The sequence below is a fragment of the uncultured Rhodoblastus sp. genome (genome assembly GCF_903903185.1).
Taxonomy (GTDB): Bacteria; Pseudomonadota; Alphaproteobacteria; order Rhizobiales; family Beijerinckiaceae; genus Rhodoblastus.
This window is the reverse complement of record NZ_CAIUXT010000141.1, coordinates 1-14,747: the sequence shown is the minus strand read 5'-3', so window position 1 is coordinate 14,747 and position 14,747 is coordinate 1. Positions and strand designations below refer to the sequence as shown.

Sequence of the window (14,747 nt, the reverse complement as noted above, 5' to 3'; positions counted from 1 at the left end):
CGCCGAAACCGCCATTCCAGCGGCTCGCGCCGCCACACTCGCCCCTCACGTCGCCAGCAGCGCATTGCGCGTGGAAATGAGTCCCGCCGTCGAACCGTCCAACCCCTTCAGGTCGGCGCCGGCCTCGGCCACCAGAGGACCCAGCCGGCCGCATAATTCCTTGCCCAGTTCGACGCCCCATTGATCGAACGGGTTGATGTCCCAGATCGCCGATTGCACGAAAACCTTGTGCTCGTAAAGCGCAACGATGCGGCCGAGCGCGCGCGGGGTCAGCGCGCGATAGAGCAGTGTCGAGGACGGCCGGTCGCCCGAAAACACCTTGTGCGGCGCCAATTCGTCGATCCTGGCCGCGCTCAGGCCCTGCGCCTTCAGGATTTCGCGCACTTCCCGCTCGGAGCGTCCGCGCATCAAGGCTTCGCTCTGGGCGAGGCAATTGGCGACCAGCAGCACGTGATGATGCTCATCGGCGTCGGTTGGCTGCGCGGCGATGAGAAAATCGACCGGCGTGACTTCCGTGCCCTGGTGGAGCAGCTGGAAAAAGGCGTGCTGGCTGTTGGTGCCGGGCTCGCCAAACACGATGGGGCCGGTGGCGCGCGGCGTCGGCGTGCCGTCGCGCAGCACGCTCTTGCCGTTGGACTCCATGTCGAGCTGTTGCAGATAGGCGGCAAAACGCAAGAGGCGCTGGTCGTAGGGAATCACCGCCTGCGCGGCAAACCCCCAGATATTGCGGTGCCACACGCCGATCAGCGCCATCAGCACCGGGATATTTTGCGCCAGCGGCGTGTGCTGGAAATGCTCGTCGACATCGAAGCCGCCGCGTAAAAATTCCTCGAAATTTTCGGGGCCGATGGCGATGGTCAGGCTCAGGCCGATCGCAGACCACAGCGAATAGCGCCCGCCGACCCAGTCCCAGAAGCCGAACACCCGGTCGGGCTTGACACCGAAGGCCGCGACCTTGTCCAGCCTTGTCGAGACGGCCGCGAAATGATCGCCGACCGCCGCCTCGCCGAGGGCGCTCGCCACCCAGGCGCGGGCGCTGGCGGCGTTGGTCATGGTTTCCTGGGTGGTGAAGGTCTTTGACGAGACGATGACCAGGGTGCGCGCCGGATCGAGCCCGCCCAGCACATCGGCGACGTCGGCGCCATCGACATTGGAGACGAAATGCGTCTTGAGTTCCGGCCTGCCGTAAGGCGACAGCGCGCGCGTCGCCATCGCCGGGCCGAGATCGGAGCCGCCGATGCCGATATTGACGATATCGGTGAAAATATCGCCCCGCGCGCCGCGAATGTCTCCATCCCGCACTTTGATGGCGAAAGCGGCGACTTTCCGGCGCTCGGCCAAAACGTCGGGCATGACGTCGGCGCCATCGACCAGCACCGGCTTGCCCGAAAAATTGCGCAGCGCCATGTGCAGGGCGGGCCGGCCCTCGGTGGCGTTGACTTTTTCGCCGGCGAACAGCGCGCTGCGTCTTCGCTCCACCCCTGCCGCGCGGGCGAGGTCGAACAAATGGCCGAGCGTCGCCTTGGTCAGGCGGTTTTTCGAATAATCATAGACGAGGTCGTCGAGGCGGGCGGTGAAAGCCTCGAACCGGCCCGGATCGGCGGTGAAAAGCTCGGTGACGCGATGGGAAGCGATTTCGACGCGATGCGCCTCCAGGGCGGCGAAGGCGGCGGCGACGGCGTTGCGATCCATGGTTTTCCCCCAATCTTGGTTTTTATCCGGCCAAGCTAACCTTTGTCGCGGCGAAAAAACAGCTTTTTGATCGCCTTTGGCGATGACGCTTGCGGCGGGCGGCTTTTTGCGTTTGATGCGCGCATGGCTCCTCCCATTCTCGTCCTGCAAGGCGTCGGCCTTACTCTTGGCGGCAAGCCCCTGATCGACTCCGCCGATCTCTCCGTCGAGCGGGGCGACCGGCTTTGTCTCGTCGGACGCAACGGCTCCGGCAAATCGACCTTGCTCAAGATCGCAGCCGGACAGATCGAGGCCGATCACGGCCTGCGTTTTCTGCAACCCGACGCCACCGTGCGCTATCTGCCGCAGGAGCCCGACATCGCCGGACATGACAGCGTGTTCGATTATGTCGCGGCGGGGCTCCATCATGGCGACGACGATTACCGCGCCCGCTATCTGCTCGATCAACTGGGCCTGACCGGCGCGGAAAAACCGCAAAATCTGTCCGGCGGCGAGGCGCGGCGCGCGGCGCTGGCGCGCGTGCTGGCGCCCGAGCCCGATATTCTGTTGCTCGACGAGCCGACCAATCATCTCGACCTGCCGGCCATCGAATGGCTCGAAAGCGAATTGCAGAGCCTGCGCTCGGCTCTGGTGCTGATCAGCCATGACCGGCGTTTTCTGCAAAACCTGTCGCGCGCCACCGTCTGGCTCGACCGGGGCGCGACGCGGCGTTTGAATCGCGGTTTTGGCGAATTCGAGGCCTGGCGCGACGCGGTTCTCGAACAGGAGGAGCGCGACGCGCAAAAGCTCGACCGCAAGATCGTCGCCGAGGAACATTGGGTGCGCTACGGCGTCACCGCCCGAAGAAAACGCAACGTGCGGCGCATGGCCGGTCTGGCGACCCTGCGCTCCGAGCGCCGCGAGGCGACAAAATCGCTGGGCGACGTAAAAATTTCCGTCGCCGAGGGGAAAATCTCGGGCCGTCTGGTGGTCGAGGCGGAAGACGTCTCGAAAAGCTATGACGGGCGCGCCATCGTGAAGGACCTGTCGTTGCGGATTTTGCGCGGCGACCGCCTGGCGCTGGTCGGGCCGAACGGCGCCGGCAAGACCACGTTGATCAATCTGTTGACCGGCGAAATCGCGCCGGATACCGGAATGGTCCGGCTAGGGACCAATCTGGAGATGGCGACGCTCGACCAGCGCCGCGCCGCGCTCGACGCCAATGCGACGCTGGCCGACACGCTGACCGGCGGCGGCTCGGACTGGGTCGAGATCAATGGCGAGCGGAAGCATGTCATCGGCTACATGAAGGACTTTTTGTTCCCGCCCGAACAGGCGCGCACGCCGACGGGAAAGCTTTCCGGCGGCGAGCGGGCGAGGCTTTTGCTGGCTCGGGCATTGTCGCTGCCGTCGAATTTTCTGGTGCTCGACGAACCGACCAACGATCTCGATCTGGAGACGCTTGACCTGTTGCAGGAAATGCTTGGCGACTATCCCGGCACCATCCTGCTGGTCAGCCATGACCGCGATTTTCTCGACCGCGTCGCCGGCGCGGTGCTGGTGTCGGAAGGCGAGGGCCGCTGGATCGAATATGCCGGCGGCTACACCGACATGCTGAGCCAGCGCGGATTTGGCCTGTCGCCTAATGTCAAGGTCAAGGCTTCGGCCAAGAAACCCGCCGCCATGGCGCCGGTTGCGCCGCGCCCGGAGGCGAAGCGCCGTCTCAGCTTCAAGGAAAAACACGCGCTGGAAACCCTGCCGGCGACAATGGAAAAGCTGCGCGCGACCGCCGCCAAACTCCACGCCATTCTCGACGATCACGCGCTTTACAGCCGCGATCCCAACCGTTTCGCCGAGGCCAGCGCGCTGCTCGCAAAGACCGAGGCCGAATTGGCGAGCGCCGAGGATCAATGGCTGGAACTGGAGATGCTGCGCGAGGAAATCGGCGGCTGAAGCCGCCAGAGTCGTAGCCTTGTCATCGCCGGGCAAAGCCCGCATCATCCGCCCATAAATAAAAAACGGGAGGCTGGGGATGGAAGGCCTGATGCAAAGGCGGGAATTGCTGATTTCCTCGATCATCGTCCATGCGGCCCGCCATCACGGCGAGGCCGAAGTGATCTCCCGCCGCGAGGACGGCTCGATCGTGCGGACCGATTATCGGACGATCGAACGCCGCGCCCGGCGCCTCGTCGGCGTGCTGCGGGCGCTGGGAGTCAAATATGGCGACCGCGTCGCCACCCTGGCGATGAACAGCGACCGTCATCTCGAACTTTACTACGCCATTTCGGGTATGGGCGCGGTCTGCAACACCATCAATCCGCGCCTATCGACCGACGACATCGCCTATATCGCCGCGCATGCCGAAGACGGGCTGATTTTCGTCGATCCCTGTTTCGTCCCCCTCGTCGAGGCGGTGGCGCCAAAGCTCGCAGGGCTTCTCCGCGCGGTGGTCGTTCTGGCGGAGCCTGCCGAAACGCCAGCCTGCGACCTGCCGCCCGGCGTCGCGCCCCATTGTTACGAAACCCTGCTGGCGGCGGCGCCAGAGGAGCCGGAATGGCCGACCTTCGACGAAAACACCGCAGCGGCGATGTGCTATACTTCGGGCACGACGGGACGGCCGAAGGGCGTGCTTTATTCGCACCGCTCCGCCGTGCTGCACGCCATGATGGTCAATTTCGCGGATTCCATCGGCCTGCGCGCGATCGATCGCATCGCCGCCGTGGTGCCGATGTTCCATGTCAACGCCTGGGGTCTACCCTATGTCGCGCCCATGGCCGGCGCGACGCTGATCATGCCGGGACGCCATCTCGACCCGGCGAACCTGCTTGGCCTGCTCAATGCGGAGCGCGCGACCGTTGCGGCCAGCGTGCCGACGATCTGGCTTGGACTGATCGCCCATCTGCGCGAGACCGGAGAAAGTTTTCGGACTCTGACGCGCATCGTCTCCGGCGGCGCCGCTTTTCCGCGCGCACTGATCGGCGAATATGCCCGGCTCGGCGTCAGCGTCTCGCATGCCTGGGGCATGACCGAGAGCAGCCCGATCGTCACCTTCAACGCCCCGAAACCGGCGACGGCGCAGCTCGACGCCGAGGCGCTGCTTGACCAGCAGGCGAAGCAGGGGCGCGTCGTCTATGGCGTCGATGTGCGCGCCGAGAACGAACAAGGCGCCGAGGTCCCTTGGGATGGCAGGACCCCGGGCAATCTGTTGTTTCGCGGCCATTGGGTGGCCAGCTCCTATTATCGCCAGCCCGAAACGCAGGTCGGCGTGCAAGGCTGGTTCCCGACCGGCGATGTCGGCGTGATCGACGAGCAGGGTTTTGTCGAGCTGACCGACCGCACCAAGGACCTGATCAAGTCGGGCGGCGAATGGATCAGCTCCATCGCACTCGAAAACATCGCCATCGGCCATCCGGAAGTGGCGGAGGCGGCGGCCATCGCCACGCCCGACGAAAAATGGGGCGAAAGGCCGCTGCTGATCGTGGTTCCGCGCAGCGGTTGCGCGCCGGAGCCGGACGATGTGCGGAAATTTTTCGAGGGCCGGACGCCGAGCTGGTCAATTCCCGACCGGGTGATCGTGACCGAGGAACTACCTCATGGCGCGACCGGGAAAGTCCTGAAATCGAAATTGCGCGCGCTTTACGCCAACCCGCCAAAGCCTTGAAAGGCGATAGCCGCCGCGCCAAATGCTATGCAATAGAATCAGATCGCCATTTGGAGACCAGCGGCATGAGCGGCTCTTTCGACGTCATCGTCTATCATAATCCCGCCTGCGGCACCTCGCGCAACGTGCTGGGGCTGATCCGCAACGCCGGCATCGAGCCGCATGTCGTCGAATATCTCAAAAGCCCGCCGAGCCGGGCGCTGTTGAAAAATCTGCTCAACCGCGCCGGCTTGCAGGTCCGCGACATCCTGCGCAGGAAAGGGACGCCCTATGCGGAACTCGGGCTCGACAATCCCGCGCTGACCGACGACGATATTTTCGCGGCGGTGGCGAAACACCCGATTTTGATCGAACGGCCGCTGGTGGCGAGCCCGAAAGGCGTGCGCCTGTGCCGCCCGTCCGAACGCGTACTGGAACTGCTGCCGCCGCAGCGCGGCGAATTCTTCAAGGAAGACGGCGAACGCATCGTCGACGAACAGGGCCGCCCCGTCGCCTCCGCGTGAACGGGGAAATTTTGGCGAGCAGATGGTGAAACGCTTTTTCCATTCGGTTTGACAAAGTTGCCGCAGGGCGGCGCCCGACGCTTGGCGATCGAAACGGGGGCGCTTCTTTGCTCTCAACCAACATTCGCGTGCGTTGCAATTACGAAGCCCTAAAGCCGTCAAGAGCCGAACAAAGCCATCGCGGCAGGGACGCGCGTTACGGCCCACCCCCCGCACAAGGCCTTATACCGTCGGCCCTTGCTTCCGGCTCGTCGGAAGCAAGTCGCCCGCTACGGCCTACCCGAGCCGGACTTCCCACCGGCGAGACAGCGCCAGTTTTCCTGGCGCACCAGCAATCCAGTGGCCATGGTCCTCGGAAAGTCTGGATTGCTTCGCTTCGCTCAACTCATGACGCCAACGTAAAGTTCGCGCGAGGCGCAAAAATCCTATGTCGGCCGCGCTTCGCCCCGGTCGTGCGGATTATCCGCCTGGTTGCGCATCCAGTCGGCGAGCTTGGTCATGTTGGCGTCGAGTTCCGCCCGCGCCGCCGGATCGGCGACGGTCTCGGCAAGTGCCTTACGCATGCACGTCAGCCAGGCGTCGCGGTCCGCATTGCCGATCGGGAAGCGCATATGGCGCTGGCGCAGCCGCGGATGGCCCTTTTCCGGCGAATAAAGTTTTGGACCGCCGGTCCATTCAGACAAATAGCGCTTGAGCACGACTTTCACCGGGCCAAGGTCGAAATCATGCATGTCGCGAATTTTCTTCGCTTCCGGCAGCTTGTCCATATGGCCGTAAAAGGCCTCGACTAGCCGATCCAGCGTGACCGCGCCGCCGATCCGCTCGAAAATGGAAATTTCCGTCGCCGTTTCGCTCAAGGCCTTTTCCTTCGGTTGGCTTCATTTGGCCATGCTCGGCAGAAGCAGCACTTCCGCCGGGGCGCCGCCCTGCGGCTGGACCAGTTCGAGCATGGCGACCAGCGACAAGCCGCCGTCGCCTTCCATCGGCACAACGGCGTCGGGCGGCATTTGTGTCAAGGCTTCGAGCAATTGCGCCACGGTCATGGCGCGGCGCCGTCGAAGGTCAAAACCGTCGGCTCCTCGTCGAGCATGAGGATTTCCGCCCGCCGCAATTGCCCGGCGGCGTCATAGTCGTAGACGTGACTCAGCTCGACATCGCCATAGACGATTTTCTGGAACCGCGACAGCCGGCCGCCCGCGTCGTAAAAAGCGCGGATATAGGTGTTGCGGTTGGTCAGCGCCTCCGGCTCGATCTGATTGACCAGCTTTAGCGGCAATTTCACACCGGAGGTGGCGAGAAAGAACCGGCAGTCCAGCGACTCGTCCGCAAATTCGCTCATTTTCGCCCTTCGCCGAAGCCCCCAATCCGAAACCGCGTCACGGATGAATGGTGATTTCCATCGTATCTTCGAGGTCGTCGTCGTGGCGCGGCGCGAAATCCTCTTCGACCAGCGCCACGCCATGGATGCAGACGTCGCCGTCGAGCACAAGGACCCTGACTTTTTCGAGCTGCGCGCCTTCGCAGGCGCCGGACAGACAGGTTCCGGTCTCTATGGCGAATTTCGCGCCGTGGCGGCCGCACTGCAACAGCGCGCCGGTCTCGTCGAGAAATTTTCCCGAGCCGATGTTGAGCCAGACGCCCTGGTGCGGACAGGCGTTGCGATAGGCGTGGAAGGCGCCCTGGTCGTTGCGGGCGATGACGATGCGAAAGGGTTTTGAGCCGCCCGAACCGTCGGATTCAGCGAGGTCGAAAGCCTTGGCTTGCCCGCGCGCGATGTCGCGCTCGCCACAAATAACGAAAACCTCACCGGGAATCGTCTCTTCCCCTGCTTCGCTCATCGCACCCTCGGACCGCCGGATCTTTTAAACCGCCATGAGTTTTGCATGAACCATGCCATGGTCGGGCAAGAGATGAAGGACCGGGCGCAAGATGAACATGAAATTCTACATGACGCCGGGCTCCTGCTCGACGGCGATCCATATCATTCTCGAAGAGATGGAGGAAATTTTCGAAGCCCATATCGTCAACCTTCCCGCCGGCGACCAGTTCAAGCCCGAATATCTCGCGATCAATCCCAAGGCCAATATCCCGGCTCTGGTGCGGCCCGACGGCACGGTGCTGACCGAGGTCGCGGCCATCGCCTTCTGGCTGGGCCGGGCGCGCAAGCGCGGCCAGTTCTGGCCGGCCAATCTCGAAGACGAGACGCGGGCGCTGGAGACCATGATCTTCGTCACCAGTTCGCTGCACGGCCATGGTTTCGCGCGGATTTTCGCGCCGGGCCAATTTTCCGCCGACTCACAGGCCCATGCGACCATCGAGGCGCAGGGCCGCGCTCTGGTCCAGAAGGGCTTTGGCATTGTCAACCAGACGCTGGAAGGCCGCAAATGGGTCGGCGGCGATTATGGCGTCGCCGATGCGGTGCTGTTTTATGTCGAATTCTGGGCCGACAAGATCGGGCTGGCGCTGCCCGCCAATCTGCTCGCCCATTACCGCGCCATGCTCGCGCGCCCCGCCGTGTCGCAGGTGTTGCGCGAAGAAGGCTATGCGCCCGACAAGCTCGGCCAGCGGGATCGAGTGTGACAGCGCACTTGTCGCAACTGCGACAAGGCGCCATGTGAGGGGGATTCCCTTCTCCCCATGCGGGAGAAGGTGGCGCAAAGCGCCGGATGAGGGGTTCTCGCCGCGCGATGACGGTTATGGGAAGGCTGCGGGACATCTCCGGGGGTTCACAGGGCCAGACCCCTCATCCGTCTCGCGCTTCGCGCGATCCACCTTCTCCCGCCATAGGACGTCCGAAAGGACGTCCGTCTTTCGACGGACTATGGGGAGAAGGAAAACGAGCGGGCGCTATGCGCGTTTCTTGCATCCAGCGGCGGAAGCGGACGGAAAGGCTGTGGAATGACTATTGACGAGATCATCGAAAATTTCGAATTCCTCGACGATTGGGACGATCGCTACCGCTATCTGATCGAACTCGGGCGCACGCTGGAGCCGCTGCCCGAAGAGGCGCATAACGAGACCAACAAGGTGCGCGGCTGCGCCAGCCAGGTATGGCTGCAAACCAGCGTCGCGCCCGGCCCCGATGGCGCGCCGGCGCTTTATCTGCTCGGCGACAGCGACGCGCATATCGTGCGCGGCCTCGTTGCCCTGACCCTGGCGTTTTTCTCCGGCCGCCCGGCGCGCGACATCATCGCGGCCGACGCGCAGGCGCTGTTTCGCACGCTCGGCTTCGAACAGCATCTGACGCCGCAGCGCTCCAACGGCTTGCGCTCGATGGTCGATCGCATCAAGCAGGACGCCGCGCGCGCGCTGGCGACGGCCTGAACGGAAGCCAAAAACAGAAATGCCCGCCGACGCAGCCCTTGCGTCGACGGGTTTTTCTTTTGAGCGGGATTTTCCTGGCGCCGGACGAAGGCGTCAGGCTGCCGCGGCGGCTTTCAGCGATTCGAGTTCGGTCGCGTTGATGCGGAAAATCATGCGTCCGCCCGCCAGGGCCTGTGCGGCGTGCGGAACCTTGACGCACAGCAGATTGAACCATTTCTGCCCCGAAACCCCTTCCGGAAGTTCGCTGATTTCATTCACGGAACCGTCTGCTTCATAGCGGGCGTGGATCACGATTTCACTTGGCGCCATTTCTCATTCTCCTCTCGGTGTGCTGTCAAAGCACAGGAATTTCAATCTTGATGTCTTCCGTGCCGAGCACCGTGGCCTGGCAGGCGAGGCGCGACTTCGAGCCGACGCCGACCAGATCGTCGAGCTTGGCGTTTTCGTCGCGCGTGGTCTTGGACACGCCCTTGCGGCCCTCGAGCAGGAAAATATGGCAGGAGCCGCATTTGGCGCTGCCTTCGCACTTATGCGTGAAATCGGGTTCGGCCTGCAGGATCGCGGCCAGAATGGTCATGCCTTCCCCGGCTTCCACCGTCTTGCCCGAAGGCAGAATCGTAATCACCGACATTTTCTTGTTCCTCTCTTGGCATCGGGGAAATCGTCGCGCGGAAGACGATCAGTAGATCGCCGCCCCCGCCCCCACATTGACCGACGCGTCCTTCATGGTCGCGACGATGAATTCGATCTGGCGTTCGTCGAGATGGCAGTGAAACGGCAGGGCCACCGCCCGGTCCGCCACCTTTTCCGTGACGAACAGATCGCCGCGCCGGCTGCCGCGATCGACATAATGGCGTTGCAGATGCAGCGGGTTGCAAAAAGCCGCCGCCTCGACCTTTTCGTCCGCGAGATCCTCGACAATGGCGTCGCGGCTCGACCGCGAGAAACGCGTGCCCAGATGAACGACATAGAGCAGCCAGTGAATCTCGGTGACGTCGGGCGCGATATAGGGCGGCTTGATGCCCTCGAAGGACTGCACGTAGCGGGTGTAATAATGTTCGACCGTGCGGCGTTTCTCGAGAATTTCGTCGAGCCGCCGCAATTGCGCCAGACCGAGCGCCGCCGCTATGTCGCTGATCTGCGCCTGCAGGGCCGGATCGCCGGTCACGGCGACCGAGGCGCGCTCTTGCGGCTGGTGGGCGCGACGGCGCTTGATCGCCATGGCGAGTTCGGAACTGTCGGTGACGATCATGCCGCCTTCGCCGCAGGTGAGCGGCGAAGGCTGCGAAAAGTCGAACACGGCGGCGTCGCCGAAGGTCCCGACCAACGCGCCCTTGTATTTCGAGCCGATGGCTTCGGTCGAATCCTCGATCAGCTTCAAGCCATGCCGGTCGGCGAGTTCGCGCAGGCTGGTCCAGTCGGCGGGATGGCCGTTCGTGTTGCCGGCGATAATGGCGCGGGTTTTCGGCGTGATCTTGATCTCGGCCTTGGAGGCGAGCAACACGCCCGACCAATAGTCGATGTCGGCGAAAACCAGCGTCGCGCCAACCGCCGCCGCCGCCTGCGCGGTTTCGCGCCAGGAGAAGGAGGGCGCGATGACTTCGTCGCCCGGCCCGATTTTGAGCGCGGCGAGGACCAGCGCGAGGCCTATGGTTCCGCTCGGAACCGCGATGGCGTAGCGCCGGCCAAGATAAGCGGCGAAAGCCCGTTCGAAGGCTTCGGCGACCGGTCCGTGCGACACACGCGCCGAGCGCAGCACCTCCTCGACCGCCGCCAGTTCGACCGAGGTCAGGTCGGGGTCGGACAAAGGAATGATCGAACCCGCGACCTCCTCGCCTTCGAAATCTTCTTCCAGATCTTCGTCCGGCTCCATGACGGGTCCGGTCATTGGCCGGGGCTCCGGGCCGCCAGAATGAAGCCCATCGCCGCCTCCGGATCGGTGACGACGGTCGGGCAATGGTTGGTCACGTCGAGCAGGTGCAGGTCATAGGCGGCAAAGGAACGGAAAGGCTCTTCGAGCACATCGGAGGCGTCGCAGCGCGACCAGGCGAGGTGCGGATATTTCTGGCGCAAGGCCGCATAGGGCGAGGAATCCGCCGGGGCCTGCGCCACCAAAGCCTCGATTTCGAGCAATTCTTCGGCCTTGATCGGCATGGTCAACCTCTTTCACAATTCTTCGACCGCCTGTTTCTGTGCGAAAACCCGGCGCGTTCCAAGGAAAAGGCGCGGCTCACAGCGGCACGATTTCTTCCTCGAGACAGCCGATCACGTATTTCTCGTTGAATTCGACGAGATAGACCGGCGTATTGGTTTCGACATGGGCGCCGACTTGCACGATCTCGCCGAGGCCGCCGGCCTCGACCAGCAGGGCGTCCTGTTCGACATTTGGATAGGACCCGTCGTTGACGAGGTCGACGAGGCAGCGCACGCGCTGTCCCCATTGATATTTCGCTCTGCGCGGGTCGATCATGCGGAAAGTTCCTCAGGCAAGGGGATGTCGTCTTCTTCGTCGCGCGGGGTGGCGGGATCGAGTTCCTTACGCTTCATCCCGACGCGATTGCCGCTTTCGGTGAATTCGACGGCGTAAATATAGAATTGCTGCAGGAAGGTGCCGATGCTGACGACATAGCCGATCTCGCCCTTCCGGCAGAGCAGATCGCCGATCTCCTTGCCGGCATAGGTGCCGTCGTTGCGGACATTGCGCTTCGCCCGCACCTTGTCGCCAAAGCTGAAGAAGGGCGGGTGGGTGATTTCCACCACATCGCTGTCACGAACGATATTGCTCATAGCGACTTTTCCTTTCCTCCTGTGGCGTCTGCCTTGCCATCCATTTCCCGGCTGCGCGAAAAAGCCATCTCGCGCACCAGATCGTCCTGGTCGCGGACCAGATCGCCGAGCAGCTCCGGCTCGATGCGGCTCGCCGCCTCATAGCGGACCCGCCAATCCGGATCGCCGCGCAACTGCGCCAGCCGCTCGCCGCCGAGCCTTTGCGCGATTTCGATGCGCACGCGCGGCTCCGGGTCGCCGATCAAACGCATCAGCATGTCGTCGGGCGCCCTTTGCGCCACCACGCGTCGCACTTCCGGCTCCTCGTCATGCAGCATCCATTCCAGCAGTTCCGGTGCGAGCCGCCGCGCGATGACGAGCCGCACATAGTAGTCGCTGTCTTGCAACATCGGGACCAGATCGGCGTCCTCCAGCAGCGACACGATGCGAATGCGCACTTCGCGGTGCGGATCGTGGCGCAATTTGAGGATGTGCTTTTTCGGCAGGCGCCGCGCGGCGTTCCAGCGCACCGTCTCTTCCGGATCGTCGAGCAGCGCCGGCAGCAGGAACACCGACGCGTGTTTGGAGGCGATGGCGCGCACCTCGAAATGCGGATGGTCGAGATAGTCGTTGGCGAGCGCCGGATTCCAGTTGAAAAACCGGTCGATCCGGCGCGCATAGCGGTCGTTGACGCAGGCGTGGGAAAGGCGACATTTGCCTGTCGCTTTCATGTCGAGATGTTTGCAGGACGCGCAATCGATCTCGCGGCCTCGCCAGTCGATGGTCTCTTCGATGTCGTCATTCATCGCCGCGCTCCGCGCGTTCGAGAACATCGGACAAGAGCTTGGCATTGACCCGGTCGGTCGGATCGAGCTCCAGCAATTTGGCCACCGCGACGCGGCCCTCGCCGAGATCGCCGAGCCGCATGTTCAGATAGGCGTAGCCCTTGAGGCAGAACATGTAAAAGCGCGCCAGCACGTCGTCGAGATCGGCAAAGCCGGCGTCTTCGGGCCTCACGTCGCGCCAGTCGGCGGCGATGTTCTTTTCCCGCGCCGCCTTGGCGAGACAGATTCGGCCGATATCGAGCGCCTCGTCGAGGCGCCCCTTGTAGAAATAGAAACGGTAAAAGCCGATCAGCACCGCGAAGTGATCGGGCGCGTGACGATTGGCCTGGCGCAAATGGTCTTCGGCCGCTTCGCTCAGATGATAATTGAGTCCGGCCTCGCGCAGATGATGTTCGGCGAGCGGCGGCAGTCCGCCGCCAAACAGCGGATGCGAAAGCACAGAGTCCGCTCCGGCGGGAAAAGCCTCTCCTGCAGTTCGGAGCGCCCCGGTCATGGCGTCACAGCGGATTCAACGGCTTAGCCGGCGTGGCTGCTGCACGACTTCTGCTTGGGATCGTGAAACACCAGTCCCGTCGAGGTCGGCGTCTCGGCGAAGTCGATGGTGACTCCTTCGAGCAGCAGTCGGCTTTCCGCCGGCAGGAACAGTTTGACGGCGCCATGCGGGAACACCTTGTCGCCGGGCTCCGGCTCCGCCTTGATGGCGATTTCCGCCGCCAGCCCCGAGCAGCCGCCCGGGGAGACAGAGAGGCGGAAACCCGCGCCCGGCCCGCCATCGGCCATGACCATCATGCGCATGAATCTTTCGGCTTTGGGTGTGATCGTGAAACTCATGTCTTCCTCACGGAGCCTGATAACGGGGAACGGAAGTGTCGATGATGCAAGTATTGTCCACCGGGCACACGGCGACGCATTGGGCCACTTCGAAATGGCCGATGCATTCCGTGCATTTTTTCGGATTGATGTAGAAGGTTCCGCCCTTTTCAGTAATGGCCACATTGGGACATTCCGCTTCACAGGCCGAACAATTGGTGCATTGCGAACTGACGATCTTATACGCCATCTTTTCGGGATTCCTTTTGTTCAAACCCTCGCGGGCTTCGCCTGCGAGGGTTGCTTGATCAGGCGTGTTCCGAAGAGAACGCGCCCTGCCGGATCTCGGCGTCGCCGCGAATGGTATGGGCGATTTCGCCGCTCTCGACCTTTTCGAGATAGGCCTTGAACCAGGCGATCGCCGATTTCTCGATGAATTCATGGGCGAATTCATCGACCGGTTCGATGCCCGCCTTGATCAGGTCGCTCTTGGGGCAGCCGCCGATCTTGGCGACGAACACCGCATGGCAATCGTTGATCGCGCGGATCACCGTCTCCAGCGAATCCTCGTCGCCGAAGCCACCCTGACAATAGAGATCGACGCGGCGATGGCCGACGAATTTCGCGCCACTGGTGGACAATTCGTAGATCTGGAACTCTTTGGCGTGGCCAAAATGTTCGTTGATCAGGCCGGAACCCTTGGTCGCCACGGCGGCCAGGATCTTGATGTCGCTGGCGATGTTCTTGAGCGTCGCCACTTCTTCCTTCTTCGCCTCGACCTTGGCGACGCGTTCCTGCTCGACCACGGCCTGATAGGCCTTGCGGCCTTCGAGATCGTAATTGACCTCCATCGCCATGATCTTGTCGGTGGTGAATTCCTCGGAACGGTCCTCGCCGAGCAGTCCCACGGCGTCGGCGCGGCATTGGCGGCAATGCCGCATCATGTTCATTTCGCCTTCGCAGGAATCCTGCAGCGCCTTGAGTTCCTGCGCGGTCGGACCGCGCTGGCCGGTAAGGCCGAACACCGTGCCATGTTCGGGCGCCGAAATCAGCGGCATGATGTTGTGCAGGAAGGCGCCGCGCGATTTGACCGCCCGGTTGACCTCGACCAGATGCTGGTCGTTGACGCCGGGGATCATCACCGAATTGACCTTGCACAGAATACCG

The 14,747-nt window shown here is 63.1% G+C and carries 21 protein-coding genes; 5 read left to right on the top strand and 16 right to left on the bottom strand.

The window, feature by feature from the left end:
* Positions 1-45: 45 nt before the first annotated feature.
* Positions 46-1,692 carry a glucose-6-phosphate isomerase gene (pgi, locus tag QZY01_RS13320; RefSeq protein ID WP_294537792.1) on the bottom strand — a complete coding sequence of 549 codons (1,647 nt, stop codon included), beginning with the start codon at positions 1,690-1,692 and terminating at the stop codon, positions 46-48.
* Between the two features lie 123 nt (positions 1,693-1,815).
* On the opposite strand from pgi, the gene QZY01_RS13315 reads away from it, so the two are divergent.
* The 3 genes from QZY01_RS13315 (at position 1,816) to arsC (ending at position 5,835) form a co-directional block, all read left to right on the top strand.
* Positions 1,816-3,624, top strand: coding sequence for an ATP-binding cassette domain-containing protein (locus QZY01_RS13315; protein ID WP_294537791.1), 1,809 nt, complete (start codon positions 1,816-1,818; stop codon positions 3,622-3,624).
* Between the two features lie 79 nt (positions 3,625-3,703).
* A complete protein-coding gene (locus QZY01_RS13310; protein WP_294537790.1) occupies positions 3,704-5,332 on the top strand; it encodes a long-chain fatty acid--CoA ligase in 1,629 nt (542 codons plus the stop codon).
* 65 nt (positions 5,333-5,397) lie between these two features.
* Positions 5,398-5,835, top strand: coding sequence for an arsenate reductase (glutaredoxin) (arsC, locus tag QZY01_RS13305; protein ID WP_294537789.1), 438 nt, complete (start codon positions 5,398-5,400; stop codon positions 5,833-5,835).
* Positions 5,836-6,260: 425 nt separating this feature from the next.
* On the opposite strand, the gene QZY01_RS13300 is transcribed toward arsC, so the two are convergent.
* The 4 genes from QZY01_RS13300 to QZY01_RS13285 are packed head-to-tail and all read right to left on the bottom strand — an operon-like array spanning position 6,261 to position 7,673.
* Positions 6,261-6,692: a group II truncated hemoglobin gene (locus tag QZY01_RS13300; protein ID WP_294537788.1), complete on the bottom strand. Its 432-nt coding sequence runs from the start codon at positions 6,690-6,692 to the stop codon at positions 6,261-6,263.
* A gap of 21 nt (positions 6,693-6,713) precedes the next feature.
* Positions 6,714-6,878 (bottom strand): hypothetical protein, encoded by a 165-nt coding sequence (locus QZY01_RS13295; protein ID WP_294537787.1) that lies wholly within the window; start codon positions 6,876-6,878, stop codon positions 6,714-6,716.
* Positions 6,875-7,174, bottom strand: a complete 300-nt coding sequence (locus tag QZY01_RS13290) for a DUF6156 family protein (protein ID WP_294537786.1) — start codon at positions 7,172-7,174, stop codon at positions 6,875-6,877. The genes QZY01_RS13295 and QZY01_RS13290 overlap by 4 nt, the downstream gene beginning before the upstream one ends.
* A 37-nt stretch (positions 7,175-7,211) precedes the next feature.
* Positions 7,212-7,673 carry a Rieske 2Fe-2S domain-containing protein gene (locus QZY01_RS13285; RefSeq protein ID WP_294537785.1) on the bottom strand — a complete coding sequence of 154 codons (462 nt, stop codon included), beginning with the start codon at positions 7,671-7,673 and terminating at the stop codon, positions 7,212-7,214.
* Between the two features lie 97 nt (positions 7,674-7,770).
* Between QZY01_RS13285 and QZY01_RS13280 the strand changes: the two genes are divergently transcribed.
* Positions 7,771-8,415 (top strand): glutathione S-transferase N-terminal domain-containing protein, encoded by a 645-nt coding sequence (locus QZY01_RS13280; protein WP_294537844.1) that lies wholly within the window; start codon positions 7,771-7,773, stop codon positions 8,413-8,415.
* A 318-nt stretch (positions 8,416-8,733) separates the two neighbouring features.
* Entirely contained in the window at positions 8,734-9,159 is a 426-nt protein-coding gene (locus tag QZY01_RS13275; protein WP_294537784.1) for a SufE family protein, read from the top strand.
* Between the two features lie 93 nt (positions 9,160-9,252).
* On the opposite strand, the gene QZY01_RS13270 is transcribed toward QZY01_RS13275, so the two are convergent.
* The 11 genes from QZY01_RS13270 to QZY01_RS13220 form a co-directional block, all read right to left on the bottom strand.
* Complete coding sequence (locus QZY01_RS13270; RefSeq protein WP_294537783.1) at positions 9,253-9,468, bottom strand: hypothetical protein; 216 nt, start codon at positions 9,466-9,468, stop codon at positions 9,253-9,255.
* 25 nt (positions 9,469-9,493) lie between these two features.
* A complete protein-coding gene (locus QZY01_RS13265; protein ID WP_294537782.1) occupies positions 9,494-9,790 on the bottom strand; it encodes a 2Fe-2S iron-sulfur cluster-binding protein in 297 nt (98 codons plus the stop codon).
* Between the two features lie 48 nt (positions 9,791-9,838).
* A complete protein-coding gene (locus tag QZY01_RS13260) occupies positions 9,839-11,047 on the bottom strand; it encodes a DegT/DnrJ/EryC1/StrS family aminotransferase (RefSeq protein ID WP_294537781.1) in 1,209 nt (402 codons plus the stop codon).
* Positions 11,044-11,313, bottom strand: a complete 270-nt coding sequence (locus tag QZY01_RS13255) for a hypothetical protein (RefSeq protein ID WP_294537780.1) — start codon at positions 11,311-11,313, stop codon at positions 11,044-11,046. Before QZY01_RS13255 ends, QZY01_RS13260 begins: the two co-directional genes overlap by 4 nt.
* A gap of 76 nt (positions 11,314-11,389) precedes the next feature.
* The gene (locus QZY01_RS13250) at positions 11,390-11,629 is read right to left on the bottom strand and encodes a nitrogen fixation protein NifZ (RefSeq protein WP_294537779.1); all 240 of its coding nucleotides are present in this window, start codon (positions 11,627-11,629) and stop codon (positions 11,390-11,392) included.
* Positions 11,626-11,946 (bottom strand): nitrogen fixation protein NifZ, encoded by a 321-nt coding sequence (locus QZY01_RS13245; RefSeq protein ID WP_294537778.1) that lies wholly within the window; start codon positions 11,944-11,946, stop codon positions 11,626-11,628. Before QZY01_RS13245 ends, QZY01_RS13250 begins: the two co-directional genes overlap by 4 nt.
* Positions 11,943-12,731, bottom strand: a complete 789-nt coding sequence (locus QZY01_RS13240; RefSeq protein ID WP_294537777.1) for a 4Fe4S-binding leucine-rich repeat protein — start codon at positions 12,729-12,731, stop codon at positions 11,943-11,945. Before QZY01_RS13240 ends, QZY01_RS13245 begins: the two co-directional genes overlap by 4 nt.
* Complete coding sequence (locus tag QZY01_RS13235) at positions 12,724-13,263, bottom strand: hypothetical protein (protein WP_294537776.1); 540 nt, start codon at positions 13,261-13,263, stop codon at positions 12,724-12,726. Before QZY01_RS13235 ends, QZY01_RS13240 begins: the two co-directional genes overlap by 8 nt.
* Positions 13,264-13,286: 23 nt before the next feature.
* Entirely contained in the window at positions 13,287-13,601 is a 315-nt protein-coding gene (locus QZY01_RS13230) for an iron-sulfur cluster assembly accessory protein (protein WP_294537775.1), read from the bottom strand.
* Between the two features lie 7 nt (positions 13,602-13,608).
* Positions 13,609-13,830, bottom strand: coding sequence for a 4Fe-4S dicluster domain-containing protein (locus QZY01_RS13225; RefSeq protein WP_294537774.1), 222 nt, complete (start codon positions 13,828-13,830; stop codon positions 13,609-13,611).
* Positions 13,831-13,888: 58 nt separating this feature from the next.
* A partial coding sequence (locus tag QZY01_RS13220; protein ID WP_294537773.1) for a NifB/NifX family molybdenum-iron cluster-binding protein occupies positions 13,889-14,747 on the bottom strand: 859 nt, incomplete at its 5' end.

Coding starts and splice junctions, on each gene's coding strand:
- QZY01_RS13310 (WP_294537790.1), top strand. CDS start 3,704: ATGGAAGGCCTGATGCAAAGGCGGGAATTGCTGATTTCCTCGATCATC.
- arsC (WP_294537789.1), top strand. CDS start 5,398: ATGAGCGGCTCTTTCGACGTCATCGTCTATCATAATCCCGCCTGCGGC.
- QZY01_RS13240 (WP_294537777.1), bottom strand. CDS start 12,731: ATGAATGACGACATCGAAGAGACCATCGACTGGCGAGGCCGCGAGATC.
- QZY01_RS13225 (WP_294537774.1), bottom strand. CDS start 13,830: ATGGCGTATAAGATCGTCAGTTCGCAATGCACCAATTGTTCGGCCTGT.
- QZY01_RS13275 (WP_294537784.1), top strand. CDS start 8,734: ATGACTATTGACGAGATCATCGAAAATTTCGAATTCCTCGACGATTGG.
- QZY01_RS13235 (WP_294537776.1), bottom strand. CDS start 13,263: ATGACCGGGGCGCTCCGAACTGCAGGAGAGGCTTTTCCCGCCGGAGCG.
- QZY01_RS13290 (WP_294537786.1), bottom strand. CDS start 7,174: ATGAGCGAATTTGCGGACGAGTCGCTGGACTGCCGGTTCTTTCTCGCC.
- QZY01_RS13280 (WP_294537844.1), top strand. CDS start 7,771: ATGAAATTCTACATGACGCCGGGCTCCTGCTCGACGGCGATCCATATC.
- QZY01_RS13245 (WP_294537778.1), bottom strand. CDS start 11,946: ATGAGCAATATCGTTCGTGACAGCGATGTGGTGGAAATCACCCACCCG.
- QZY01_RS13265 (WP_294537782.1), bottom strand. CDS start 9,790: ATGTCGGTGATTACGATTCTGCCTTCGGGCAAGACGGTGGAAGCCGGG.
- QZY01_RS13285 (WP_294537785.1), bottom strand. CDS start 7,673: ATGAGCGAAGCAGGGGAAGAGACGATTCCCGGTGAGGTTTTCGTTATT.
- pgi (WP_294537792.1), bottom strand. CDS start 1,692: ATGGATCGCAACGCCGTCGCCGCCGCCTTCGCCGCCCTGGAGGCGCAT.
- QZY01_RS13295 (WP_294537787.1), bottom strand. CDS start 6,878: ATGACCGTGGCGCAATTGCTCGAAGCCTTGACACAAATGCCGCCCGAC.
- QZY01_RS13260 (WP_294537781.1), bottom strand. CDS start 11,047: ATGACCGGACCCGTCATGGAGCCGGACGAAGATCTGGAAGAAGATTTC.
- QZY01_RS13255 (WP_294537780.1), bottom strand. CDS start 11,313: ATGCCGATCAAGGCCGAAGAATTGCTCGAAATCGAGGCTTTGGTGGCG.
- QZY01_RS13250 (WP_294537779.1), bottom strand. CDS start 11,629: ATGATCGACCCGCGCAGAGCGAAATATCAATGGGGACAGCGCGTGCGC.
- QZY01_RS13315 (WP_294537791.1), top strand. CDS start 1,816: ATGGCTCCTCCCATTCTCGTCCTGCAAGGCGTCGGCCTTACTCTTGGC.
- QZY01_RS13270 (WP_294537783.1), bottom strand. CDS start 9,468: ATGGCGCCAAGTGAAATCGTGATCCACGCCCGCTATGAAGCAGACGGT.
- QZY01_RS13230 (WP_294537775.1), bottom strand. CDS start 13,601: ATGAGTTTCACGATCACACCCAAAGCCGAAAGATTCATGCGCATGATG.